The sequence below is a fragment of the Bradyrhizobium sp. WSM2793 genome, assembly GCF_000379585.1.
GTDB lineage: Bacteria > Pseudomonadota > Alphaproteobacteria > Rhizobiales > Xanthobacteraceae > Bradyrhizobium.
The window spans coordinates 67,258-91,959 of the sequence record NZ_KB902771.1 but is presented as its reverse complement, the minus strand read 5'-3'; the positions used below and the strand labels follow the sequence as shown (position 1 = coordinate 91,959).

18 protein-coding genes are annotated in these 24,702 nt (G+C 64.4%); 7 read left to right on the top strand and 11 right to left on the bottom strand.

Annotated elements, in window-relative coordinates; all coding sequences use genetic code 11:
- Positions 1 to 28 precede the first annotated feature (28 nt).
- The 8 genes from A3AS_RS0106545 to A3AS_RS0106510 all read right to left on the bottom strand — a co-directional run bounded on the left by A3AS_RS0106545 (position 29) and on the right by A3AS_RS0106510 (position 9,919).
- The gene (locus A3AS_RS0106545) at positions 29 to 838 is read right to left on the bottom strand and encodes a hypothetical protein (protein WP_018316799.1); all 810 of its coding nucleotides are present in this window, start codon (positions 836 to 838) and stop codon (positions 29 to 31) included.
- Between the two features lie 249 nt (positions 839 to 1,087).
- Positions 1,088 to 3,061, bottom strand: coding sequence for an acetyl-CoA carboxylase biotin carboxylase subunit (locus A3AS_RS0106540; RefSeq protein ID WP_020508632.1), 1,974 nt, complete (start codon positions 3,059 to 3,061; stop codon positions 1,088 to 1,090).
- On the bottom strand, positions 3,058 to 4,674 hold the full coding sequence (locus A3AS_RS0106535) for an acyl-CoA carboxylase subunit beta (RefSeq protein ID WP_018316797.1): 1,617 nt from the start codon (positions 4,672 to 4,674) through the stop codon (positions 3,058 to 3,060). The genes A3AS_RS0106540 and A3AS_RS0106535 overlap by 4 nt, the downstream gene beginning before the upstream one ends.
- 113 nt (positions 4,675 to 4,787) lie before the next feature.
- Positions 4,788 to 5,654, bottom strand: a complete 867-nt coding sequence (locus A3AS_RS0106530; RefSeq protein ID WP_018316796.1) for a 3-keto-5-aminohexanoate cleavage protein — start codon at positions 5,652 to 5,654, stop codon at positions 4,788 to 4,790.
- Between the two features lie 199 nt (positions 5,655 to 5,853).
- On the bottom strand, positions 5,854 to 6,654 hold the full coding sequence (locus A3AS_RS0106525; RefSeq protein WP_018316795.1) for an AraC family transcriptional regulator: 801 nt from the start codon (positions 6,652 to 6,654) through the stop codon (positions 5,854 to 5,856).
- Positions 6,655 to 6,828: 174 nt separating this feature from the next.
- On the bottom strand, positions 6,829 to 7,485 hold the full coding sequence (locus tag A3AS_RS0106520) for a glutathione S-transferase family protein (protein WP_018316794.1): 657 nt from the start codon (positions 7,483 to 7,485) through the stop codon (positions 6,829 to 6,831).
- Positions 7,485 to 8,648 carry an acyl-CoA dehydrogenase family protein gene (locus A3AS_RS0106515; RefSeq protein WP_018316793.1) on the bottom strand — a complete coding sequence of 388 codons (1,164 nt, stop codon included), beginning with the start codon at positions 8,646 to 8,648 and terminating at the stop codon, positions 7,485 to 7,487. The genes A3AS_RS0106520 and A3AS_RS0106515 overlap by 1 nt, the downstream gene beginning before the upstream one ends.
- A gap of 134 nt (positions 8,649 to 8,782) precedes the next feature.
- Positions 8,783 to 9,919 (bottom strand): acyl-CoA dehydrogenase family protein, encoded by a 1,137-nt coding sequence (locus tag A3AS_RS0106510; RefSeq protein ID WP_018316792.1) that lies wholly within the window; start codon positions 9,917 to 9,919, stop codon positions 8,783 to 8,785.
- A gap of 266 nt (positions 9,920 to 10,185) precedes the next feature.
- Here A3AS_RS0106510 and A3AS_RS0106505 point away from each other — a divergent pair, with 266 nt between their 5' ends.
- Positions 10,186 to 11,736, top strand: coding sequence for a long-chain fatty acid--CoA ligase (locus A3AS_RS0106505; protein ID WP_018316791.1), 1,551 nt, complete (start codon positions 10,186 to 10,188; stop codon positions 11,734 to 11,736).
- A gap of 76 nt (positions 11,737 to 11,812) precedes the next feature.
- Positions 11,813 to 13,036, top strand: a complete 1,224-nt coding sequence (locus tag A3AS_RS0106500) for an ABC transporter substrate-binding protein (protein WP_018316790.1) — start codon at positions 11,813 to 11,815, stop codon at positions 13,034 to 13,036.
- Here A3AS_RS0106500 and A3AS_RS0106495 read toward each other — a convergent pair.
- Both A3AS_RS0106495 and A3AS_RS0106490 read right to left on the bottom strand, forming a co-directional pair.
- A complete protein-coding gene (locus tag A3AS_RS0106495) occupies positions 13,033 to 14,523 on the bottom strand; it encodes a glycosyltransferase family 2 protein (protein ID WP_018316789.1) in 1,491 nt (496 codons plus the stop codon). The two genes, A3AS_RS0106500 and A3AS_RS0106495, sit on opposite strands and share 4 nt — an antisense overlap.
- A 48-nt stretch (positions 14,524 to 14,571) precedes the next feature.
- Positions 14,572 to 15,342 carry a helix-turn-helix transcriptional regulator gene (locus A3AS_RS0106490; RefSeq protein WP_018316788.1) on the bottom strand — a complete coding sequence of 257 codons (771 nt, stop codon included), beginning with the start codon at positions 15,340 to 15,342 and terminating at the stop codon, positions 14,572 to 14,574.
- Positions 15,343 to 15,528: 186 nt separating this feature from the next.
- On the opposite strand from A3AS_RS0106490, the gene A3AS_RS0106485 reads away from it, so the two are divergent.
- From A3AS_RS0106485 to A3AS_RS0106475, 3 genes are all read left to right on the top strand, one after another.
- A complete protein-coding gene (locus tag A3AS_RS0106485; RefSeq protein ID WP_018316787.1) occupies positions 15,529 to 17,790 on the top strand; it encodes a marine proteobacterial sortase target protein in 2,262 nt (753 codons plus the stop codon).
- A gap of 116 nt (positions 17,791 to 17,906) precedes the next feature.
- A complete protein-coding gene (locus tag A3AS_RS0106480) occupies positions 17,907 to 18,476 on the top strand; it encodes a class GN sortase (protein WP_018316786.1) in 570 nt (189 codons plus the stop codon).
- A 162-nt stretch (positions 18,477 to 18,638) separates the two neighbouring features.
- The gene (locus A3AS_RS0106475; protein ID WP_018316785.1) at positions 18,639 to 19,631 is read left to right on the top strand and encodes a glycosyltransferase; all 993 of its coding nucleotides are present in this window, start codon (positions 18,639 to 18,641) and stop codon (positions 19,629 to 19,631) included.
- An 11-nt stretch (positions 19,632 to 19,642) separates the two neighbouring features.
- Here the strand turns inward: A3AS_RS0106475 and A3AS_RS0106470 are convergent, their stop codons facing one another.
- The gene (locus A3AS_RS0106470) at positions 19,643 to 21,289 is read right to left on the bottom strand and encodes a glycosyltransferase (RefSeq protein WP_157644217.1); all 1,647 of its coding nucleotides are present in this window, start codon (positions 21,287 to 21,289) and stop codon (positions 19,643 to 19,645) included.
- Between the two features lie 199 nt (positions 21,290 to 21,488).
- Between A3AS_RS0106470 and A3AS_RS0106465 the strand changes: the two genes are divergently transcribed.
- Positions 21,489 to 23,708, top strand: a complete 2,220-nt coding sequence (locus tag A3AS_RS0106465; protein ID WP_018316783.1) for an acetate--CoA ligase family protein — start codon at positions 21,489 to 21,491, stop codon at positions 23,706 to 23,708.
- 144 nt (positions 23,709 to 23,852) lie between these two features.
- Positions 23,853 to 24,683 (top strand): MlaD family protein, encoded by an 831-nt coding sequence (locus A3AS_RS0106460; protein ID WP_018316782.1) that lies wholly within the window; start codon positions 23,853 to 23,855, stop codon positions 24,681 to 24,683.
- Positions 24,684 to 24,702: the final 19 nt, after the last annotated feature.

Here is a 24,702-nt window from a genome sequence, read left to right as displayed (position 1 = left end):
AGCGGACCGCGCTTCGCGCGGCCGCCGGCTAGTCCACCCTACGCTCGGTACGATTGCGGAGCGTGCTGATCACCGGCCAGGCCGCCAGCGCTGCGGCCAGATGCTTGAGCGTGTGGCCCGAGACGATGTGTCCTGTCGCTTCGAAAATGAGCGCGTCACCGAGTTCGAAAAGCTTCGCCAGCACATAAAAGAAGATCACGCCGCCGAGCGGCACGCCGAGCGCGCCAGGCTGCGGCCGCGCCAACGCCAGTCCCACGGCAAGTGCCATGCCGCCGAACTGCACGACCACCCATGGCGTGAGATTCTCGCGTGCCACCCAGGCAGCAAGCAAGCCCGCAACCATCATCAGCACCAGCACCGCCTCGCCGGCGCGCACACTGACGCGCTCACTGGCCGCGATGCCCAGAAAGCCTGCGAATGCCACCGCCATGCCGAGACGATCAGCCACGAGCCGTTGCGGCATGTCGGGGTCCAGATGATAGAAGCCTGAGCCCAGGCAGGTGAGGATCAGGCCGACGAAAAACCAGCTTGCACCCACTGGCGCATCATGGCGGGCGCGCAGCCGCTCCGAGCCCCAGACGCCCATCGCGAGAAAGGCGAGATTGCTCAGCACATCGCCTGCGTTGGGCACGCCGAGCCAGGTGCGACTGTCGACGAAGTGCGGGATGTGCCAAGCGGCGGCGGGCAGCGCGGGGGCAAGGAGCGCCGACAGCGCCAGAACGCAGAGGGCTCCAATCAGGTATCTCTCGCGGAGTTGTGGGGCGGCGAACGAGAAGCGGCGGGATACCGAGGGGAGCGTCGGATTGGTCGCTCGGGCGGGATCATTGACGCGCAACATGCCGGCTCCAAAATTGAACAACGTTCATTATTTGTAGCTGGAAGATGAACGAGTTTCAAATTGAATTTCCCCCTTGCGCCAATACGCGATTAAGCAACTGAAATAATAAGGGAATTTCTATCGCACGCGAGATGCCGTAGGGTGGGCAAAGCGGAGCGTGCCCACGACTTTTCTGCGATTAGCGCGAGATGGTGGGCACGGCGCTTTGCGCCTTTGCCCACCCTACGATTGCGGAGTTCGTGGCGCCGACTATGCCCCGATCTCCGCGACGATCCTGCCCGTCGTCACCTGCTCGCCTTCGGCGACGTCGATAGCCGCCACCACGCCGTCGACGCCGGCCTTGTGGACGTGCTCCATCTTCATCGCTTCAAGCGTCAGAACCGGTTGGCCAGCGGTGACGCGGTCACCCGGCTTGACCAGGACGGCGACGACGCGGCCGTTCATGGCGGCGCGCACCTTGCCGTCGCCGCCATTGGCAGCAGTGGCCTTCGGCGCGGCGAGCGTGAGATCGCTGACCGCGAGCGGGATGCCACGGTGCTGGAGGTAGAGGCGGTCGCCGTCGCGCAGGAATTTTGCACTATCCATCAAGCCATCGTGGCGGAAGCGGACGGCGTCGGCGTCGAGTTGATCAATTTCGAATGTGTTTCGCCGGCCGTCGATGGCAACGGTGTAGCTACCATCGCGCTCGCGCGTGACTTCGAGTTCGTACGTCTGACCGGCGATCTCGATCTTCGCTGGCAGGGGAAAGGTGGCAGCGAGGCTCCGCCCGCCCTGCCATGACGGTGTGCGCGGGTTGGTGATATAGAGCAGCAGGCCCGCCAGCGCCAAGTCAAATGCCGCGTTCGCGCGTGGTGCCAGCAGCTCGTCGCGGTGTGCGCCGATGAAGGCCGTCGTCGCCTCGCCCCTGGCAAAGCCGGGATGACGGAGGCAGGACATCAGAAACGACTGGTTGGTGGTCACGCCGAACGCGGTGAGCTGCTCGAGGCCGACGATCAGCCGCCCCCTCGCCTCATCGCGCGTGGCGCCATGGCTGATCACCTTGGCGATCATGGAATCGTAGAACGGCGGGATCTCCGAGCCCGATCGCAGCGCGTGCTCGACGCGGATGCCGTCAGGCACCTGCCAGCGCGCCATGCGGCCCGACTGCGGCATGAAGTCATGCGCGGCATCTTCCGAGCACAGCCGCACCTCGATGGCATGGCCGGAGAACTTGACGTCCTGCTGCTTCACCGGCAGCGGCTCGCCGCGCGCGACACGCAGCTGCAGCTCGACCAGATCCAGCCCGGTGATCGCCTCGGTCACGGGATGCTCGACCTGGAGACGCGTGTTCATCTCCATGAAGTAGAATTCGCCGCTGGCATCGAGCAGGAATTCCAGCGTGCCGGCGCCTTCGTAACGCAGCGCCTTCACCGCGGCGACCGCGACTTCACCCATCTTCGCGCGCAACACCGGCGTCACCGCAGGCGACGGCGCCTCCTCAATCAGCTTCTGGTGCCGCCGCTGCACCGAGCAGTCGCGCTCGCCGAGATGGATGGCGCTGCCATGGCCGTCGCCGAACACCTGGATCTCGATATGGCGCGGGTTCTGAATGGCGCGTTCGAGAATGACGGTGGGGTCGCCGAACGCCGCCTTCGCCTCCGACCGCGCACTGCGCAGCGCATCCGGGAAGGACGCCGCGTCCGTCACGAGCCGCATGCCACGACCGCCGCCGCCGGCGACCGCCTTAATCATCACAGGAAAGCCGATCTTCCTGGCCTCCGCCAGCATGACTTCATCGCCTTGATCGGCGCCCTGATAGCCGGGCACGCAGGGCACGCCGGCCTTCATCATGATCTCCTTGGCGCCGGCCTTGTTGCCCATCGCCTCGATCGCCTGCGGCGAGGGACCGATGAAGATCAGGCCCGCATCCTTGCAGGCGCGCGCAAAATCCTCGTTCTCGGCGAGGAAGCCGTAGCCGGGATGAACCGCATCTGCGCCGCTCGCTTTCGCCGCGGCGATGATCGCGGGGATGTTGAGATAGGATTGCGCCGGCAAGGCTTCGCCGATGCCCACGGCCTGATCCGCCTGCTGCACATGGATCGCATCGCGATCCGCGTCCGAATAGACCGCGACGACGCCAAGGCCGAGCTGCCGGGCGCTGCGCATCACGCGCAATGCGATCTCGCCGCGATTGGCGACCAGGACCTTGAAGAACGGCCGGTGCTGCACTGATCCGTTCCTCATGGGCGGGCCACCGAGAACTGCATGCGCTGCGGCGTTCGCGCGTCGCCCTCGCGGCAGATCGCGAGCACTTCGGACAGCACCGCGCGGGTGTCGCGCGGATCGATCACCCCGTCGTCGAGCACGCGCGCGCTGGTCGAGAATACATCCATCTGGCCGTCGAACACGCCGATGATCTGCGCCTTCATGGCATCGAGCTTGTCCTTTTCGACCGGCTTTCCGCGCCTCGCGGCGGCCGCTTCCGTCACGATAGCCATGGTCTCGGCGGCCTGCTCGCCGCCCATCACAGCGGTCTTGGCGTTCGGCCAGGAGAAGCAGAAGCGCGGATGGAAGCCGCGGCCGCACATGCCGTAATTGCCGGCGCCGAACGAGGCGCCGCAATAGATGGTGATCTGCGGCACCGTCGCCGAGGTCACCGCCTGGATCATCTTCGAGCCGTGCTTGATCATGCCAGCTTCTTCATAGGCCTTGCCGACCATGTAGCCGGTGGTGTTGTTGAGATAGAGGATCGGCGTGCGGGTCTGGCAGCAGGCCTGGATGAAATGCGTCGCCTTGTTGGCGCCGGCGGGATCGAGCGGCCCGTTGTTGGTGATGATGCCGATCGCCTGTCCTTCGATGCGGGCGTGGCCGCAGACGGTGGCGGGGCCGAAATTCGGCGCCATCTCGGTGAAATCGGAATCGTCGACGATACGTGCGATTACCTGCTTCATGTCGACGGAGCGCTTGTGGTCCATCGGCATGATGCCGAGCAGCTCGTCCTGGTCGTAGCGCGGCGGCTTGAATTCCGACGCCGTCCTGCCCGGTCGCTCCCATTGCAGCGCCGCCATGATCTCGCGCGCGATGCGCAGTGCATCGCGGTCGTCCTCGGCGAGGTAGTCGCCGAGACCGGACACTTGCGTGTGCATCTCGGCGCCACCGAGCTCTTCTTCCGTAGCGATCTCGCCGGTCGCGGCCTTCAGCAGCGGCGGCCCCGCGAGGAAGGCGCGGGTACGGCCGCGCACCATGACGATGTAGTCGGAGAGACCCGTCTGATAGGCGCCGCCGGCAGTCGAGGAGCCGTGCGTGACGGTGACGACGGGCAGGCCTGCCGCAGAGAGCCGCGCCAGATTGCGAAAAATGTTGCCACCGCGGACAAAGTCCTCGACGCGGTAGCGCAACAGGTTGGCGCCGGCGCTTTCGACCAGTTGCACGTAGGGCAGCTTGTTCTCCAGCGCGAGCTCCTGCACCCGCAACGTCTTGTCGAGACCGTAAGGCTGCAACGCACCGGCATCGATGCCGGAATCGCTGGCGCTGACCATGCAGCGAATGCCCGAGACGAAGCCGATGCCCGCGATGACGCCGCCGCCGGGCACGCTCTTGGTCGCGTCGGGTACATCGAACATGTAGCCGGCGAGCGTCGACAGCTCGATGAAGGGCGCGCCGGGATCGAGCACCAGCGCGACGCGCTCGCGCGGCAGCAGTTGGCCGCGCTTGTGAAAGCGATCCTTCGCCGCCGCCGACGCCGCGCGGGTGCGCTCTTCCAGCGCGCGCATGCGGTCGATGAGGCCGAGCATGCCGTCGCGGTTGGCGTGGTAGGCGGCGCCGCCGGGGGAGATGGTGTTTTCGAGAATGGACATGACTCTATCCTACCCATCATTGCGAGGAGCGAAGCGACGAAGCAATCCAGTCTGTTTCCGCGGATGTACTCTGGATTGCTTCGCTTCGCTCGCAATGACGGCTGGGGCTACATTCAGCGATTCGTCCCAAAGATCTTCCGCGCCTCGGCGGGGCTCGCGATCTCGCGGCCGGCACGGCGGGCACAGGCGGCGACGGCTTCGATCAGCTGGCCGTTCGATGTCACCTTCTTGCCGTCGGCGAGATAGAAGGTGTCCTCGAGACCGGTGCGCAGGTGGCCACCGAGCTCGGCGCAGCGCTGGTGCAGCGGCCAGATCTCCTCGCGGCCGATCGCGGTGACCTGAAACTGCGCCTCGGGACGTTTCAGCTTGATCAGGATCGGCAGCAGCTCCGGATCCGAAGGCATTCCCGACGCGACGCCCATCACAAAATTATACTCGAGCGGTCCCTTGTACATGCCGACCTGCGTGTACATGCCGACGCAGCGGACGATGCCGACGTCGAAACATTCGAACTCGGGAATGGTGCCGACCGCGTTCATGACGTCGAGATAGTCCTTCACCTTCTCGACCGCGTTGTCGAACATCATCGGTGGCCAGGCCCAGGTATTGTCGGCCTTCACCTTCAGATAATTCAGCGAGCCGGCGTTGCAGGCGGCGATCTCCGGCTTGGTCTCACGGATGCAGTCGAGCGCGCCGGAGTAGTTCGGCCCTGACACCCCCGAGGTGTGATTGATGATCACGCCGGGACAGGCTTCACGGATCGCCTGCTGGATCTCCCTGCTGACGGCGACCTCCCAGGACGGCAGATGGCCCTTGCCCGGCGCCTGCTGGCGCAGGTGGATGTGCATGACGGACGCACCGGCGTCGAACGCAGCCTTGGCCTCGCGCGCCATCTGCTCGGGCGTCACGGGCACATTGTGCTGCTTGGGGTCGGTGAGCACGCCGTTCAGCGCGCAGGTGATGACGGCCTTGTCGCTCATGCCTTGGATATCTCGCACGTTGAGAATTCAACGCTTGCGATCATGGGATGGGTGGCATGCGGCTTCTTGCGCGGAGAAGCTGGAAAACACGACGAATTCGTAGGGCGGGCAAAGCGAAGCGTGCCCATCATCTTTGTCAGTTGCCGAGAGGTGGTGGGCACGGCGCAAGAGCGCCTTTGCCCACCCTACGAGAGCGAGCCTAACTCGCCTCCGCGAGCCTCACCGTCTCGGTGCTGCGATAGATCGCAAGGTCGCGCGATCCGACGAAGATCGCGCGCGGCTTCAATCCGTAGAAGCGGCGGATCGAATGGCTGAAATGCGTGGAGTCGGGATAGCCGATGTCCTGCGCGAGATGGGCGAGGTTGAGGTCCTGGTTGGCGAAGTGCAGCAGATGCCGTGCGCGCTTCCAGGCGCGGAAGGAGCGGAACGAGATGCCGGTCTCCTCCTTGAACAGATGCAGGAAGCGCGAGGCCGAGAGCCCGGCCTCCGCCGCGCAAGTGTCGGCCGTCACCGGCTCGCCGGAGAACCGCTCGATGCGGGCGACGGCGCGGGTCACGCGCGGATCGAGCTCGCGGCGAGCAAGCGCCTCGCCAAAGCACATCTCGTCGAACTCGGCGGTGGTGATGTCGCCATAACGACGCTGGCGCAGCAATGCGTAAGCGGCCAGGATCTTGCGGGCATAGAGAGCCTTGTCCGGCCCGCGCAGCCGCCCGGCCAAGGCCTCGATCACGCCATCCGGCATGCTTTCCGGCTCGAGGGTCACGCTGATTGCAGTGCGGTAGTCGCTGGCGATGGAATGCCGCTGGTTCGGCAGGGTCACGATCAGTTCGTCCGACGTGTGGACGTCGTCGATCGTCAGGTGCAGGCTGCCTTTCACCGCGACGTAGATATGGCAGCAGCCGGGGGTCCGCTTGCGAGGGCGCCCGAGCAGGCCGGCATAGAATACCCGCTCCGGCGTGATCAGCATCAGATGGTCGGATTCGCGACCTTTATCTTCCATTGGGGTCCTCCTCGCGCGGCTCTCTGGCCGCTGCGGACGGAGGTCACCTTAGCGGAAATTTGGGCGCTGTCACGACGGGATAGCGCTGTCATCGAGCGCAAAGCATTGGCATTCCAGGACAGCGATGCGCCCGTCCGGAACCATCGTGAGACTATAGTCTCGACGCGCGGAGGTTTACGCCCTCACGCGCGGTGCAACATTCTGCTCGGCGCCAGCCTTCTGTTCCGCAGCAACCGCACACTTGAAACCGTCGCGCTGCTGCAGGCGGGCCCAATAGGCTGCGACATTTGGCCCAAAATCCTTGGCAAGCCCGATGTTGTCGGCCAGCCGAAGCGCATAACCGATGACAATGTCAGCGGCGGTGAAGCGGCCGGCGCACAATGTTTCGGCATTAGCCGTCGCGGCCTCGACGGCGCGCAACCGGCCCAGGAACCATTTTGCATAGTCGCCGGCGACCTGCGGATTGCGCCGCTCCTCCGGCTCGAGCTGGGTGTATCGGAGCACCAGCGTCTGCGGGAAGGTTAACGTGGCGTCGCTGAAATACATCCAGTTCAGGAACGCGCCATAGGCGGGATCTTCCGGCCCGACCATCAGCGGCGTCGGGCCATGCTTGATGCCGAGATAGTGGCAGATGCCGGAGGATTCGGTCATCTTCGTCTCGCCGTCGACCATGAAGGGAATCGTGCCGAGCGGATTGAGCGCGAGATATTCCTTGGCGAAGACCCGCGGCGGGAATGGCAGCATCTTCAGCTCATACGGCAGCCCCATCTCCTCCAGCATCCAGAGCGGGCGGAACGAGCGCGCGGCGTCGCAGTGATAGAGCGTTATCATCAGGCGTTTCCTTTGCTGCCGGGCAGCGTGCCCATCATCTTGCACAGGACCATCAGCATGACCTCATCGGCACCGCCGCCGATCGAGGTCAGGCGGCTGTCGCGATAGGCGCGGCTGACCGGCGTCTCGTTGGTAAAGCCCATTCCGCCCCAATATTGCAAGCAGGCGTCGGTGAGCTCGCGGCCGAGCCGGCCGGCCTTGAGCTTGGCCATGGTGGCGAGCTTCGTCACGTCCTCGCCGGCCACCAGCTGCTCGGCAGCCCGATAGATCAGCGCGCGCAGCAGCTCGACCTCGGTCTGCATCTCCGCCAGCTTGAAGTGTACCACCTGGTTGTCGAGGATCGACTTCCCGAAGGCCTTGCGGTTGCGGGTGTACCCGACGGTCTGATCGATGATGTATTCATGCGCCTTCAGGCAGGCCGCCGCGCCCCAGAGCCGCTCCTCCTGGAATTGAATCATCTGATAGGTAAAGCCCTTGCCCTCCTCGCCGATCCGGTTGCGCTTGGGCACGCGGACATTGTCGAAGAAGATCTGCGCGGTGTCGGAGGAGCGCATGCCCATCTTGTCGAGCTTGCGGGCGACGGTGACGCCCTTGCTCTTCATGGGCACGCAGATCAGCGACTTGTTGCGGTGAACGGGCCCGTCGCCGGTGTTGGCGAGCAGGCAGATCCAGTCGGCCTGGGTGCCGTTGGTGATCCACATCTTGCCGCCGGTGATGACATAATCGTCGCCGTCGGAGCGCGCCTGGGTCTTGATCGAGGCCACGTCGGAGCCCGCACCGGGCTCGGAGACGCCGATGCAAGCGACGAAATCGCCCGAGATCGAGGGCGCCAGGAACTCGCGGCGCACCTCATCCGAGCCGAACCGCGCCAGCGCGGGCGTCGCCATGTCGGTCTGCACCCCGATCGCCATCGGCACGCCGCCGCAGGTGATGGCACCCAGCTCCTCCGCCATCATCAGCGCGTAGGAGTAGTCGAGGCCGGAGCCGCCGAACTCCACGGGCTTGTTCAGGCCGAGGAAGCCGAGGCTGCCCATCTTCTTGAACAGCTCGTGCGCTGGGAAGATGTCGGCCTTTTCCCATTCATCGACATGAGGATTGATCTCGTTGGCGATGAACTTTTGTAAGCTACGGCGAATGTCGTCATGGTCGGCGGTGAATAGCATTCTTTCCCCTTTGTCATTCCGGGGCGCGCGAAGCGCGAACCCGGAATCCAGAGATCAGGTCCTACAATGTCGAGATTCTCCGATGCGCAATTGCGCATCGCAGTTCGGCGCTTGGCGTCGCCCCACGGTGGTGATCACAACCCCATCTGCCGCGATGCCAGATCCTTCATGATCTCCTCGGTCCCGCCGCCGATGGCGTTGACCTTGACCTCGCGGTAGATGCGCTCGGCCTTGATGCCGCGCATGAAGCCGGCGCCGCCGAAGATCTGTACGGCTTCCGAGGCGCAGAAGGCCATGGTCTGCGTCGCCTGGTTCTTCATCATGCAGATTTCGGCGACCGGGCTCTCGCCCTGCTCGAGCCGCCAGGCCAGCATCTCCAGCATCGCCTGTGACACCGCCACCTTCTGCGCCATGTCGACGATCTTGTGCCTGATGACCTGGTGCTGCGCCAGCGGCTTGCCAAACGTCTTGCGCTCCTTGGCGTAGGCGATCGCCTCGTCCAGGCAAACCCGCGCGAAGGCGGTGCAGCCGGCCGCCATGCCCATGCGCTCGCTGTTGAAATTCTGCATGATGATCTTAAAGCCCTGGCCTTCCTCGCCGATCAGGTTTTCGGCCGGGACGCGGCATTGGTCGAAATGCAGCGTCGCGGTATCGGAGGCCCACCAGCCCATCTTCTTCAGCTTCGTGCGCGACAGGCCGGGCGTATCGCCCTCGATCAGAAGCAGGCTGACGCCGCCGGCACCTTCGCCGCCCGTGCGCACCGCAACGGTCAGATAGTCGGCGCGCATCCCCGAGGTGATGAAGGTCTTCTCACCGCTCACGACGTAGTGATCGCCGTCGCGCCGCGCCCTTGTGGCGAGGTTCGCGACATCGGAGCCGCCGCCCGGCTCGGTGATCGCGAGCGCGGAGATCTTGTCGCCTGACAGCACCTGCGGCAGCACGCGTGCCTTTACCTCCGGCCGTGCCGCCCGCGCAATCGGTGGCGAGCCGATGGTGTGACTCATCAGGCTGGCGCTGACGCCGCCGGCGCCCGCGCGCGCCAGCTCCTGACTGGCCACGATCTTCATGAACTGGTCGGCAGCAATCCCGCCATATTCCTCGGGGAATCCCAGCCCCAACAGGCCGATCTCGGCCGCCTTGCGATAGAGCGCGCGCGGGAATTCGCCAGCCTCGTCCCACTCATGGGCGAACGGGGAGATCTCCTTCTCGACGAAGCGGCGCATCATTTCGCGGAAGGCATCGTGCTCGGCGGTATAGAACGGGCTCTTCATCGCAGTCTCGCCTCGCGGACGGATTCGTCTCGTTCACCATGGCCGGAACATCGGCTGCTCACTTGCGCAGAGTGGCTGACCAAAGAACCACTGCGGCGCAGGCCATGGCCTAGCAACTCAACGCAAGACGATTTTGACCCCTCGCGCGCCAACTCCAAATCAAAAAAAGACGTCGATGCACCAACTCCGGCTGGCCCCAGGGCCACGCCGGGCATGGTGCACGGCAATAGGGATGCTGGCGGCAAAGGCCGCCGAGGGAGGAATTCTTGGCCGTTCGTTACTACGACTGGATCGTTCACCATGGCCGCCGCACGCCTGACAAGGTCGCGCTGGTCGATCTTGCGAGCGAGCGCCGCTTCACCTATGCACAGCTGGACGCCCGCGTCTCGCGCCTCGCCTCATTCCTGCGCCATACGCTGAACGTCTCACGCGGCGACCGCGTCGCGGTGCTGGCCCTGAACACGACCGATACGCTGGAGGTGCAGTTCGCCTGCGGCCGCCTGGGCGCGATCTTCGTGCCGCTGAACACTCGGCTCACCGTTCCCGAGCTTCAGTTCATCACCGGCGACTGCGCACCGAAGGTGATGATCCACGACGCCGATCTCACCGAGACCGCGCTCAGCGTCGCAAAGCTGTGCGGCATTGCGACCAGCCTGCTGCTCGGGCCCGGCGGGGCCTATGAGGCCGGGATCGCCGGCGCAAAGCCGCTCGAGGCGATCGAGCAGGTCACGCTCGATGACGTCTCGACCATCATGTACACGTCGGGCACGACGGGACATCCGAAGGGCGCGACCATCACCCATGGCATGACCTTCTGGAATTGCGTCAATCTCGGCGGCCCCGCCTGTATCGGTCCGTCCTCGGTGCTGCTCACCGTGCTGCCGCTGTTCCATACCGGCGGGCTGAATTGCTACACCAATCCGGTGCTGCATGCCGGCGGCACCGTGATGATCATGCGCGCCTTCGATCCCGGCACCGCGCTCGGCCTGATCAACGACCCCGCGCAGGGCATCAACGTGTTCTTCGGCGTGCCCGCGATCTACCAGTTCATGGCGCAGCACCCCGCCTTCGCGACGACCGATCTCGGCCGGCTGATCGTCGGCGGCGTCGGCGGCGCACCGATGCCGGTGCCGCTCTTGAAAGTGTGGGAGGCGCGCGGCGTCGCGCTCCAGCAGGGCTACGGCATGACCGAGACCTCGCCGGCCGTGCTGGTGCTCGACCGCGAGGATGCGGCGCGCAAAGCCGGCTCCGCCGGCAAGCCCGTGCTGCACACCGAAGTGCGCATCGTGCGCCCTGACGGCAGCGATGCCGACGTCGGCGAGCTCGGTGAGCTCTGGGTCAAGGGGCCGAACATCACGCCGGGCTACTGGAACAGGCCGGAGGCGAACAAGACCTCCTTCACCGACGGCTGGCTGCACACCGGTGACGCGACGCGCGTCGACGAGGAGGGCTTTTACTACATCGTCGACCGCTGGAAGGACATGTACATCTCCGGCGGCGAGAACGTCTATCCGGCCGAGGTCGAGAACGTCCTGCATCAGCTCGCGGCCGTTGCCGAAGCTGCCGTGATCGGCATTTCCGATCCCCAATGGGGCGAAGTGGGCCTTGCTATCGTCGCGGTCAAGCCGGGCCAAAAGCTGACCGAGGTCGATGTCCTCGCGCATTGCGCGGCCAATCTGGCGCGCTTCAAATGTCCGCGCCAGATCCGCTTCGTCGACGCGCTGCCGCGCAACGCCACGGGCAAGATCCACAAGCCGACCTTGCGCAAGGAGTTCTCGGTGGCCTCCGAAGTCGACAAGAAAGTCGCCAACGCCTGACCCAAGCGCCCCTCGCGGGCGCTTTTTCTTTTTTGAAGTGCCTGCTCGACCCAACAAGAAACCCCAAGGAATTTCCATGAAGAACAAGAAACTCGTCCTGCTCGCCGCGGCAACTGCCCTGACGCTACTCTCCACCCAGGGCGCTTTCGCGCAGAAGAAATACGACACCGGCGCCAGCGACACCGAGATCAAGATCGGCAACGTCGAGGCCTATTCCGGTCCGGCCTCCGCCTACGGCATCATCGGCAAGACCGAGGAAGCCTATTTCAAGATGGTCAACGACCAGGGCGGCATCAACGGCCGCAAGATCAACTGGATCTCCTACGATGACGGCTATTCGCCGCCCAAGACCGTGGAGCAGGTCCGCAAGCTGATCGAGAGCGACGAAGTATTCCTGATCTTCAACGCGCTGGGCACCCCGACCCAGACCGCCGTGCAGAAATATCACAATGCCAAGAAGGTGCCGCAGCTGTTCCTCGCCACCGGCGCCAGCAAGTGGAACGACCCGAAGAATTTTCCCTGGACCATGGGCTTCCAGCCCAGCTACCGGGTCGAGGCGCGGATCTTCGCCAAATACATCCTGCAGGCCAAGCCAGATGCCAAGGTCGCGATCTTCTATGCCAATGACGATTTCGGCAAGGACTACGTCGCCGGCATCAAGGAGATCTTCGGCGACAAGGCCTCCTCGCTGGTCGTCGCGGAGGAGAGCTACGAGACCACCGAGCCGTCGATCGATTCCCACATCGTCAAGCTGAAGGGAACCGGCGCCAACGTCTTCGTCAACATCTCGACGCCGAAATTCGCGGCACAGGCGATCAAGAAGATCGCCGAGCTCGAATGGAAGCCGATGCATGTGATGACCGACGTCTCGATCTCGATCGGCGCCGTGATGAGACCCGCGGGCCTCGACGCGTCGGAAGGCGTGCTGTCGGCGACCTATCTGAAGGACGCGTCCGATCCGCAATGGAAGGACGACGAAGGCATGAAGAAATTTCTCGCCTTCATCGACAAATACATGCCGGGCGCCAACGTCTCCGACACCAACCTCGTCTACGGCTATGCCGCAGCGCAGACCCTGGCGCAGACGCTGAAGCAGTGCGGAGACAATCTGACGCGAGAGAACGTGATGAAGCAGGCCGCCAGCCTGAAGGACTTTACGCCCGATACGCTGATCCCCGGCATCAAGATCAACACCGGCGCCAACGATTTCGCGCCGATCGAGCAGCTCAAGATGATCCGCTTCAAGGCCGGCCAGTGGGAGCTGTTCGGCGATATCATCAGCGCCGAAACGGGCGGTTAGTTGCACATGATGGCCGTGGGCGATGGCGCGCGGTTCGCGCCTTCGCCCCCCGGCATGCGGATCTCCGCCACCGGCAGACCCAGCCGGCGATCGTCGCCGGCGGCCGCAAAGCGCGGACATGTCCATGCCAGTATCGCCGTGCCTGATGACGGTCGATCGAGTTGCAGGACGAAAGCACCGGCGTCGATCGCGATCGCTGCATCGGCGACCCGCATGCCGTCGAGATAAAACCTTACCCCGATTCGATCCAAAGGCTCGCGTATCTCGGGCGATACGATGCGGATGATGCTGCGTCCGGGCGACACCTTGATCCGCAAGGCAGCTTCCGGCTCACTCCAGCGAAAGCTGTGGCCCTGCCAGACCTCGCACGCGTGGAAGCCGGCTTGCGCCATCACCTCATCCCCGAGACGTGACAGCTTCGTGCCAGCGGGCTCGCTGCCGCCCTGAATGCAATCGAGGCGCTGAAAGTGAATCAGTGAGGCGATATAGCGCTTCAGCCAACGCGCGATGCTGTCGGGAGAGCCGCCCATGGTGAGCATGGTCAGCACACAGCGGGCATAGACTGCGGAGAGGCGCGCTGAACTGCGCGCAGAGCGGCCGCCGACCAACGCGATCACGCCCCAGCGCCCGAGCGCCTGCACGCTTTCGCCGTTCACTCGAGCGGATCGCATCCGTGCGCCGAGGGCACTCCGCGCAAGCGCGGTGTCGAAATCGTCGCGCTTGCTCCACTCGGTGGGCACTTCCAGCAACTCGCTACCGGGATCACGGTGCGCCTCGCCGAGATAGCGGATCTCGCCCCGAACGAAATCGAGCGTGAACGTCTTCAGCTCGCCGATCTTGCCTATGTAATAGTGATGGAAGCGCGCCTCTTGCAGATAACCAATGGTATGGCCTCTCGCGTGATATGCCGCAGCCAGCACCCATTCGGCGAAATGGCCGAGCTCCTCGCGCAGGCCGCCGCATTCCCAATAGACGTCGCGCCGCGTCACGAAGCACTGATCAAGCACTTTGCGCCAGGGATGCCGCTTCATGCCGAACTCGATGTCGGCCTGATACATCGCAGCCTCCGCCACGGACAATCGATTGTGGCAGATCGGAACCGAATGGCAGGAAAAGCCGGCCCACTCGGGATGAGCCTCGATGGCGCGGATGCACAGCTCGATCACATCGGGCGCGGGCCAGCAGTGCGATTCGGTGAAGAACAGATAGCTGCCGCGGGCTTTGGTTGCGCCGAATGCGCACAGCCCGATATCGTGTTCGGAATCAGTGAACTCGAGGCGAGCCTCGTCGCCGGCCAGCGCCTTCAACGCCTCGCGCGTCTTGAAATCCGGTGGCACGACCAGGATGATTTCGTAAAGCGACTTGTCCGCGGTCTGCGATGTCCAGCCGAGCCAGGACTGCTCCCATTGCCCGCGATGATATTCGAGCGGGATGATGATGGAGAACAGCGGAGATTCGCCGAGGCATGGGGCGCGCGCGTTCTGCATACCCCCTTATAGACGCAGGCAACGCCATTCCGGATTCTTTCTTGCGGACTATACCGACAGAAACAGTGCGAAGGATTCTTCCACCGTGCGGCGCAGATGCTTTCCGTACAACGCATGGTTGGCGTCGCCGGGCCCGACCCTCCCCAGCGATGGCTTCGGGACGTTCCGGAGCGGTACGTAGGCGATCGGCGCTGCGATCGGCGTGAGCTGTGAACCAGGCCCGGCGCGGAGCGTCGAGATGATGCCGTACATCTCGCCGGCGACCGTCGGCCGCGACACTGTGATCACGCGATGCTGGCCGTGCTTGATGATGACGAGGTAGATGAAGCCTGACTGATGCGGGACGGCGACCTCGCCGGTATGCTCGTAGGCGGTATCGGTGCGATCGCCCTCCCGAAAGACCAGCGAAGACACTTTCGGCTCCCAGACGATCTCGGTGCGGTACGCGAAGATCGCGTCCTTGTCGCCGAACGACGGCCGCAGCGTGATGTAGACGTCCTCGAGCCAGGTCACGGCGCGATGCGCATAGGAGCCAAGACTGTCGGGAGCGACATCGTTGGCGGCCTGAGGCGCCGCCACGACGGGACTCTTCCGCAAGGAGACGCCCAGCGCCTGCTCCAGCCGGACCGTCGTCGCCAGCGTAAACGGCCGTCGGCCGCCGAGCACCTTCTCCAGCGTCGACAGGCTGAGCTTGGCCTGCTCGGCCAGCGTCTGCCGGGAGATCCGGCGTCTGGCGAGCTCCTCGCGAATGGTCTCGGCGATCTCGCGGCTCTGCTCGTCCGAAAGCTGCTTGTCGGCGAATTTGTCCTGAATCTGCATCGCTAACCCTGCTCCAGCACGGCCATTCTAGCAGGGCGGACAAACCAGCACAAAACCGCACATGGGCGCCCCACGGCGGCCTGCCCGGGCCGGCCGCGGCGGAACATGACCGATCATTCTGCTCGCGAAATCGGCCCCTCCCAGCGAATGCTCAGAGCCAGCAAACGTCCTTTCGGGAGCAGGCCAATGGACACCTACGACACAGCCGACAACGACGAGCACCCCATGTTGAAGGGGCTGATCAAGCTCGGATTGTTTCTTCTCGCGCAGGGCATCGCGGTGATGCTGATGGCCTTCGTGGCCCTGCTCGTCAGCTTCGGGACCAGTTGGTCGGCCACGACAGATCAGGCCAGCCTGCTTCAGCCCGGCGACGCCAAGTCCGGCTCCCTCTTCCTCAAGGAGGATGGCACCACCACCGAAGCGATCCGCCTCGGCACCGACATCGACATCACGGTCTCGGGCCCGACGCTGCGCGCGCGCGTCACCCAAATCTTCCGCAACCCGACCAAGGACTGGGTCGAAGCAACCTATGTCTATCCGCTCGCGGCCGGCGGCGCCGTCGATACGCTGAAGATGGTGGTCGGCGACCGCGTCATCGTCGGAGACATCAAGGAGCGGCAGCAGGCCCGCGTGATCTACGAAGAGGCGCGCCGCACCGGTCAGCGAGCCGCGCTCACCGAGCAGGAGCGGCCGAACATCTTCACCAATTCGGTTGCCAATATCGGCCCCGGCGAGACCGTGCTGGTGCAGATCGAATATCAGGAACCCGTGCATCAATCCGGCAACGAATATTCGCTGCGCCTGCCGCTGGTGGTCGGACCGCGCTACAATCCGGCGCCGATCGTCCAGAGCGTCGACTTCCGCAAGGACGGATCGGGCTGGGGCGCGGCGACCTCGGACCCGGTCCCGGACCGTGACCGCATCTCGCCGCCTGTGCTGGATCCCGCCAGGAATGCACCGGTCAATCCGACCAGCATCACGGTGCGCCTGAAGGCCGGCTTCGCGCTCGGCGAGGTCAAGAGCTACCACCATAAGGTCAAGGTCGAAAGTCCGGACAACACGGATCGCGTCATTACGCTCGCCGACGGCGCGGTCCCCGCCGACCGCGACTTCGAGCTGACCTGGAAGCCCGCCGCCGAGAAGGCGCCGTCGGTCGGCCTGTTCCGTGAACATGTCGGCGACGCCGACTACCTGCTCGCCTTCGTCACTCCGCCCAGCGCAGAACAGACGACACAAAAGCCATTGCCGCGTGAGGTCGTGTTCGTGATCGACAATTCGGGCTCGATGGGCGGCACGTCGATCGTCCAGGCCAAGGCGAGCCTCGCCTACGCTCTGTCGCGGCTCCAGCCGACCGACCACTTCAACGTCATCCGTTTCGACGATACCATGGATGTGCTGTTTCCCGATTCCGTGCCGGCAGACGCGGCCCATGTCGGTGATGCCACCTCGTTCGTGAGCGCGTTGCAGGCACGCGGCGGCACCGAGATGGTGCCGGCAATGCGCGCCGCGCTGGCCGACAAGCTCGGCGACACCGGCATGGTTCGCCAGGTCGTCTTCCTGACCGACGGCGCAATCGGCAACGAACAGCAATTGTTCGAAACGATCACGGCGATGCGCGGCCGCTCGCGCGTCTTCATGGTCGGCATCGGGTCGGCGCCCAACACCTATCTCATGACACGCGCCGCCGAGCTCGGCCGTGGTGCCTTCACCCATATCGGTTCCGTCGAGCAGGTGGAGGAGCGCATGCGCGGCTTGTTCGCCAAGCTGGAAAACCCGGCCGTAACCGGCCTTACCGCGAAATTCTCCGAGGCCAACGCCGACATCACCCCGGCGATCATCCCCGACGTCTATCGCGACGAGCCGCTGGTGCTGGCGGCAAAGCTCGACAAGCTCGCGGGCTCGCTCGAGATCAGGGGCCGCGTCGGCGACCGTCCATGGTCGGTAACCCTGCCGCTGCAAAATGCCGCCGAAGGCAACGGCCTGTCGAAACTCTGGGCCAGGCGCAAGATCGGTGATGCCGAAGTGGCGCGCGCCATGCGGGAGCTCGCGCCCGAGGAAGCCGACAAGGCGATCCTGGCGCTGGCGCTCGACCATCAGATCGTCACGCGCCTGACCAGCCTTGTCGCCGTCGACAAGACGCCAAGTCGGCCCGAAGGCGCGCCGCTCAAGCTCAGCGAATTGCCGATCAACCTGCCCGCCGGCTGGCAGTTCGAGAAGGTGTTCGGCGAACGGCCGCAGGTCCCGGCACACTTGCGTGAACGCCACGCCGATGCGCGCACCTCACCGGCCGCGCGGCGTCCGACACCCGCAGGGCCTGACGCGATCCGTCTGCCCAAGACAGCAACTTCAGCCGAGCTGAAGATGATCGCAGGCCTGGTCCTGATCGTGCTCGCCCTGATCCTGTTCGTGTTCAACCGGCGTCGGCTCTTGCTCACCGACGCCGCTTGAGAGAGGAGCCTCCCCGAGCTCCTCTGTTAGCGCGCGCGGCTGCCCGTCCCATACCAACGGCCGCGCGCGCCTTTTTCTCTGTCATTGTGAAGAGCGAAGTGACGAGAGTAGATGTCATGCTCCGCCTCTTATCTCCCCTGGTTCTGGCACTGATCGGACTCATCCTGTTCGGCGACGGCGCCTACATCCATGCCAAGGCGTGGCTGGCGCAGGTGCTGCTGGAGCGCGCGTTCGACAAGAGCCTTGCGACGGGCGAGGCGATCAAACCATGGGCATGGGCCGATACCTGGCCGGTCGCGCGGATCGAAGTGAAGCGGATTGGCGCCAGCGCGATCGTGCTGGAAGGTACGAGCGGCCAGGCGCTCGCCTTCGGGCCGGGCCACATCCATCAAACGGTTGATGCCGGCGAGCGTGGAGTTGCCGTATACGCCGCGCATCGTGACACCCATTTCCGCTTCTTGCGGAATGTTGCCGTCGGAGACGTCATTGAGGTCACCCGCCGCGACGGCAAGCATTTTCACTATCGGGCGGATTCTTCGGCCGTTGTCCGATTCGACGCGTCGGGCATCGCCCCCTCGACGCAGGGCGTGGAACTCGTGCTCGCGACCTGCTGGCCGTTCGACGCCGTTACGTCCGGCCCGGAGCGCTACGTCCTGCATGCCACCTTGATCGTAACGCGTGAATAGCGGTTCGCAATCGACCCATCCGGAAACGATCGAGCCTTCTCAAAGCGCGCCGGACACGCCGGGCCATCGCGTTTGACGCGACCGTGAACTGGCGCCGCCGACCAGAGACCTGTAAGAAGGTTCCATTGTTTTTGGACGTTGTAATTTGCGAAAGCTCGATAGATGGACGACGAGTTCAGGCAGCGCCTCGAACAGCGATTGGAGCAGCTCGAAAATCGCGTCGCGCTGCTCGAAAGGAATCAGGATCTCATCGCCGCCGGGCAAAGACGATCCTCGCTTCGGAGCCTCTGGCGGCGTCCGCCGATGTGGACCTTCGAGCAATATCCACCGCGCCTGCTCAACCTAAGGGCTTTCCCGCCAGCACCCTCGATCCATGAGAATGCACCGCGGATCGCGATGGTCACGCCGAGCTACAACCACGCGCAATATCTCGGCGCCACGATCGACAGCATCGTGAGCCAGAACTATCCGAACCTGTATTACCACGTGCAGGACGGCGCCTCGATCGACGGCACGGCTGATCTCCTGAAGGGCCGCGGCGAGAGCATCAGCTGGAAGAGCGAACCTGACAGCGGGCAATCGAACGCCATCAATCTCGGCTTCGCCGGCGTCGACAGCGAGATCATGGCCTATCTCAACAGCGACGACATGCTGCTGCCGGGGACGCTGGCCTATGTCGCCAACTACTTCACGTCGCATCCGCATGTCGACATCGTCTATGGCCATCGCGTCTTCGTCGATCGCGAGGGACTCGAGGTGGGCCGTGCCGTGCTGCCGCCCCATGACGGGCGCGCGCTGCAATATGCCGACTATATCCCGCAGGAGACGATGTTCTGGCGCAGGCGCGTATGGGACAGGATCGGTCCGATCGACGAGAGCTTCCACTACGCGATGGATTGGGACTTCATCCTGCGGGCGCAGGCCGCGGGATTCAAATTCGTGCGCCTGCCGCGATTTCTCGCCTGCTTCCGAATCCATGATGCCCAGAAGACGGCATCGACCTACGCGATCGGCGTCCGGGAGATGGGCATCCTGCGGCGCCGCGCTCTCGGCTTCGATCCGACACAGATTCAGATTCGCCGCGCCATCGCCCCCTATCTCGCGAGGCAGGTCATCTTTCACTACGCCCACAAGCTGAGCCTGCTGGGATACTGAGCGGGCGGCGATCACCCACCTCGTGCCGCATGGACATCGTGATCGAGCCAGATCCGCTCGAGCCCGATGCCGAGAGGTCGCGCGTCGGGGCTCAGTCCGAGATCCGCGGGCGAGCGTGGATCGGATAGCGACAGGCTGATGGTCAGCGTCCCGTCGGCGGCAATCGCGGCGGGATCGAGCATCAACCTGCGCAAGCCCGCGAACGCCTCTCTCGAGAATGTCAGTTGCTGCGGCGCTCCATTGCCGACGCGGCATGCCGCCTGCAATTGCGGATTCCTCTCGGAAACGAAGGCCCGGCACGCCAGCACAAGCTCAACCGGCCGTGACGGAATGGGATGGACCTCGAACCGGAGCACGCAATTCCTGGCAATGGACCAGGTGCCCCATTGCTCCGGCTCGCTCCATCCCTCGATCAACGCGGCGACGCCCGCTCCGCCATGCGCGAATTCGAGCTGCTTTGCGCCGAGGATCGGCGAGGACACGGGAGCCTTCAGAGCGGCTGGATCGAACGGCCCCTGATCCGGAACGAACTGCGCGATCACGCGCACTGCATCCGCAATCGAATTGAGCCCAAGCGCAGAACCATCCAGCTCGTAAGCCACACGGTTCGGTCCGGTCATGCGAACACCCCGGCCGGGTGGCGGCCGGTCCGCAAGGCGGGCAGGAATGATGATGTCGGCGACGTCGAACCCATGCGTGCGCGCGAGTTCGCCGATGGTCTGCACGGTGCGATCATACAGGGGCGGCCGATGGTTGATGTCGGTCGCGAGCGCCTGTGCCAGCGCCTTGAAGTCGAGCCGCACCTCGTCGTGATCCGCCAGCAGCAAACGCTTGAGGACAAGCATGTCCTTGGCGATGAAGAGCTGGAGGGCGTTGAGATCGGGAAGTTGGGGATCCTCGTCAATGGGTCCGAAATCGCGCGCTCCTCGCGGCGTCTCGAACAGATCAGTGGTCTCGAAGAACAGCGCGTGACCGGTGCTGTGCTGCGAGAATCCGGCCATGCTCAGCGGCCGCGACAGACGGATGAAACTGTCGGTCAGCGCAGCGTTGGCGATACCGGACGCCACGTCGGGCGATAGACCGATGAAATAGCGGCCGCCGATCGCACGCATTCGATCGATGACGCTGCGGCGGACGAACGAATTGTAGATCATCGGCAGATGCGCATAGTTCGCCTGGAAACCGAAGATGCGCCTCAGTTCGTCGCGCGACGAAACTCGCTGTGCGGACGAGGTCAGGTCGATCTCGGCGAGCAGCCGGTTGCGGAAGGCTGGATGGTAGTAGCTCGGCCAGTGATAGGTGTAGGCGCTCCAGCTCAGGAGATCGATGTTTCGGCCGGAGAGCATCTCCGATGCCGCGGCGCATGCATAGGGCATCAGCCCGTCGTCGTCGCCGATGAAGGCAACGTACTCGCCCGAGGCGTGGCCGAGCGCCGCCTCCCAATTGTCGGTCATGGTCAGAACGGTCTCGCTGGCAAAATGCCTGAAGCGATCGTCCCTGAGGTCTGCGACGATCTTCGCAATCTCGGGATTGCCGCCATTGTTCTGAACGATGAACTCGCAATCTGCATCCGCAGGCTGGCACGCCATGGTCGCGAGCGCGTGGCGAAGCGTGTCGGGACGATCGAGGGTCGGCACCACGATGGACAGCAGCGGCATGATCACCATTTGCGAGAATGAGGGTCACGGTTTCCTAGCATCTTGCCGGACCGTTCGCACTTTCGCCAAAAGTCTCGTGATGCTAGCCTTATCGTCAGATCCTGCCCATTCCGTCTCGCGGCATGGAGCGGCCACGATCAGCCCCCGAAGCCGGCGCGCGGGCGCGCGTTGCAACAAGAACAAGAAGTGAGGGAAGCGCATGGAAGCTCAAGTGCCCGCCGCATCGGTTTCTCCGCGCCCATGGTCTCCATCGCCCGATGCCGGAGAGATCGTCAAGGGCATCCACGCCATGCTGCACCCGCACAACATCGTGCTGGTGGGCGCGACCGACAAGCCTGGCAACTATGCCGAACGCATCTGGAATAACCTGATCAAGTACGGTTACGAGGGCGGCCTCTATCCGGTCAACGCCAAGCGGGAAACCATCTGGGGCGTCCCCTGCTACAAGGACTTTGCGAGCCTCCCGGAAAAGCCGGATCACGTTCTGGTGCTGGTGCCGGCGCGCTTTGCCGTACAGGTGATCCGCGATGCCGCGGCCGCCGGCGCACGGTCGGCCACCATCGTCACCTCGGGCTTCAGCGAGTTGCAGGACGAGGAAAGCCAGAAGCTCGCGGCCGAATTGCAGGCGGCGATACGCGAGACGGGACTTGCCGTCACCGGCCCGAACTGCCTCGGCAATCTGAGCGCCGGCGAGAAGCTTTTCACCAACATCGACGACCGCATCGTCACCATGGAACAGGGCGCGGTAGCGATCGCCGGACAGTCCGGCGCGATCGTCATGGCGATCCGCCAAGCGCTGGAGGATCGAGGTGTCGGCGTCGGCTACATGGTGACATCAGGCAATGAGGCCGGGCTCGAGACGCCGGACCTGATGCGCTATTTCGCCGAGGATCCGAGCATCAAGGTGATCGTCGTCTACCTCGAAGGCGTACGCAATACCAAGGCGTTCCGCGAGGCCTGCAAGGCAGCGCGCGCTGCCAGCAAACCCGTGATCGCACTCAAGCTCGGTTCGTCCGAGGGTGGCCGCGCCGCGGCGATGGCACATACGGGTGCGCTTGCAGGCTCGATCGAGACGTTCGACGCCATTGCAACGCGCGAAGGCGTCATCCGCGTCGGCGGGCTCGACGAACTGATCGAGACCACCGAATGCTTCGTTCATTGCGGCGTGCCCAAAGGCGACCGGCTCGCGGCGGTCACGCTGTCCGGCGGCAAGCGCGGCATGCTGCTGGATGCCTTCTATGCCGAGGGCCTGAACTTTGCGCCGCTCAGCCCGCACGTCGGCTCCGAGCTGGCAAAGATGCTCGGCCCGGGGTCGATTGTCGGCAATCCGCTCGACGCCGGCTTTGCCGCGGTAGTCGATCCTTCCGTCTACATGAAGTCGATCAAGCTGATGATCGACGATCCCGATATCGACATCGTCATCGTGGATGCCGAGCTGCCGAAAGCTCCGCACGAGCTGCGCGAGCGCAATTTGCGTATCGTCGACGACATGGCGCGCCAGGGCGGCAAGCCCGTGATCTATATCAGCGCGATGTCGATCGGCTTCACCGAGTTCACCAAGACCTTGCGCAAATCGCTGCCGCATCTCGCGGTCATGCAGGGCATGGACCGGGCGGTGACCGCGATCAAGTCGCTGCTCGACTACGCCAGGCTGCGCAAGGAGGTGCCTGATATCGTCTCGAGCTCGAAGCCTGCCGCGCGCGCCGTGCTGGAGAAGGCGCTGAAATCGGCGAGCGGTGCCGCGCTCGACGAGGTCGCCTCGAAGAAGCTGCTGAAGGCCTATGGCATTCCGATCTCGAAGGAGGCGATCGCACAGACCGCGGCGGAGGCGGTGAAGATCGCCAAGCAGATCGGCTTTCCGGTCGTGGCAAAACTCGTCAGCGCCGAGATCCTGCACAAATCCGACATCGGCGGCGTGGTTTTGAACCTGAACAGCGCGGCCGAGGTGAAGAAGGCGTTCGCTGACATCACCGCACGGGTCGCGAAGCTGAAGGGCAAGCCGAAGCTGGACGGCATTTTGATCTCGCAGCAGGTCAAGGCCGAGCTCGAGCTCGTCGTCGGCGCCTCGCTCGATGCCGAGATGGGACCTGTCGTGCTGTTCGGCACCGGCGGCATCGACATCGAGCTGATGAAAGACGTCGCGCTGGCCGGCGCGCCCTTGGACGAAGCCGAGGCGCGGCTCCTGATCGGCCGCACCAAGGCCGGCATCAAACTGCGCGGCTATCGCGGCAAGCCGGCCCTGCACGAGGCCTCCGCGGTGAAGGCGCTGGTCGGCCTGTCCAATTTGATCGCGGATGCCGGCGACCGGATCGCCTCGATCGATATCAACCCGTTCCTGATCAACACCAGGACGGGCGTAGCGGTCGACGCTCTGATCGTGCTGAACAATGCTGCTGCTAGGCGAGTTGCCGGGCATTGAGGCCGTAGGGCGGATTAGCGCCAGCGTAATCCGCCAATTTACACGACTGCTGCGGCGAAAACGGCGGGTTACGCTTCGCTAACCCGCCCTACGTACCATTGGGGCCTCCTTCCAACTTCCCCGCTTTGGCCGTAGAATCGCCTGATGGCACGCGCGAGTAATCTGGTGATCGGAACGGCAACGCTGACGGTGATTGCCGTGGCGTTCGGCGGCCTGCTCGGCGTGCAGAAATGGCGCACCATCCAGAGCCGCAGCCAGTTGCGCGTGGTGTTCGAAGGCGGCTCGGCCAGCGGCCTGCGCCGCGGCGGACCGGTCAATTTCGACGGCGTGCCCGCCGGCCAGATCCTCTCGATCAAGCTGGACAATCCGCGCAGGATCGTGGCGCTGGTGATGCTCGACAACACCGCGCCGATCCGCAAGGACACCGTGGCGGGCATCGAGTTCCAGGGCCTCACCGGCGTCGCCGCGATCTCGCTGATCGGGGGCGCGCCCTCCGCGCCGCCGGTGCCGCTGGACTCGGACGGCATCCCCGTGCTGACCGCCGATCTCAGCGACGCCGAGTCCATCGTCGACACCCTGCACAGTGTCGACCGCACCATCGTCAGCAACGCCCCCGCGATCAAGGAGGGCCTGCGCACGTTCGAGGACTACACCGCCGACCTCCGGAGCAAGGGTGGCGAAATCGACTCCGTCATGGCCAAGGTCGACACGGCCTTCGCGGGCTTCGACAAGGCGGTCACGAAGATCGAGGGCGTGGTGCCCGGCTTCGTCGACGGCAAGGCCGACGAGCTGTTCGAAAAGATACAGGGGCTGCACGAGCTCGCCGACATCATGAGAAAAAAATCGGCCGGCTACCTCGAGGACATCCGTCGCTCGCTGCTCGACGTCAGCGAGGCCGCCAACAAGATGAGCGGGACGCCGGCCCCCACTGCCGCCCCGCGCCCGCCGCGCAAGCCGCCGCAGAAGAAGCAGTGACGCCTCCCCTATCCTCCCT

Excerpts from the sequence above, each read along its gene's own strand:
- A3AS_RS0106485 (WP_018316787.1), top strand. The coding sequence starts at position 15,529 with ATGGACACCTACGACACAGCCGACAACGACGAGCACCCCATGTTGAAG.
- A3AS_RS0106480 (WP_018316786.1), top strand. The coding sequence starts at position 17,907 with ATGCTCCGCCTCTTATCTCCCCTGGTTCTGGCACTGATCGGACTCATC.
- A3AS_RS0106535 (WP_018316797.1), bottom strand. The coding sequence starts at position 4,674 with ATGTCCATTCTCGAAAACACCATCTCCCCCGGCGGCGCCGCCTACCAC.
- A3AS_RS0106475 (WP_018316785.1), top strand. The coding sequence starts at position 18,639 with ATGGACGACGAGTTCAGGCAGCGCCTCGAACAGCGATTGGAGCAGCTC.
- A3AS_RS0106495 (WP_018316789.1), bottom strand. The coding sequence starts at position 14,523 with ATGCAGAACGCGCGCGCCCCATGCCTCGGCGAATCTCCGCTGTTCTCC.
- A3AS_RS0106490 (WP_018316788.1), bottom strand. The coding sequence starts at position 15,342 with ATGCAGATTCAGGACAAATTCGCCGACAAGCAGCTTTCGGACGAGCAG.
- A3AS_RS0106520 (WP_018316794.1), bottom strand. The coding sequence starts at position 7,485 with ATGATAACGCTCTATCACTGCGACGCCGCGCGCTCGTTCCGCCCGCTC.
- A3AS_RS0106545 (WP_018316799.1), bottom strand. The coding sequence starts at position 838 with ATGTTGCGCGTCAATGATCCCGCCCGAGCGACCAATCCGACGCTCCCC.
- A3AS_RS0106530 (WP_018316796.1), bottom strand. The coding sequence starts at position 5,654 with ATGAGCGACAAGGCCGTCATCACCTGCGCGCTGAACGGCGTGCTCACC.
- A3AS_RS0106460 (WP_018316782.1), top strand. The coding sequence starts at position 23,853 with ATGGCACGCGCGAGTAATCTGGTGATCGGAACGGCAACGCTGACGGTG.
- A3AS_RS0106465 (WP_018316783.1), top strand. The coding sequence starts at position 21,489 with ATGGAAGCTCAAGTGCCCGCCGCATCGGTTTCTCCGCGCCCATGGTCT.
- A3AS_RS0106470 (WP_157644217.1), bottom strand. The coding sequence starts at position 21,289 with ATGCCGCTGCTGTCCATCGTGGTGCCGACCCTCGATCGTCCCGACACG.
- A3AS_RS0106540 (WP_020508632.1), bottom strand. The coding sequence starts at position 3,061 with ATGAGGAACGGATCAGTGCAGCACCGGCCGTTCTTCAAGGTCCTGGTC.
- A3AS_RS0106515 (WP_018316793.1), bottom strand. The coding sequence starts at position 8,648 with ATGCTATTCACCGCCGACCATGACGACATTCGCCGTAGCTTACAAAAG.
- A3AS_RS0106525 (WP_018316795.1), bottom strand. The coding sequence starts at position 6,654 with ATGGAAGATAAAGGTCGCGAATCCGACCATCTGATGCTGATCACGCCG.
- A3AS_RS0106510 (WP_018316792.1), bottom strand. The coding sequence starts at position 9,919 with ATGAAGAGCCCGTTCTATACCGCCGAGCACGATGCCTTCCGCGAAATG.
- A3AS_RS0106500 (WP_018316790.1), top strand. The coding sequence starts at position 11,813 with ATGAAGAACAAGAAACTCGTCCTGCTCGCCGCGGCAACTGCCCTGACG.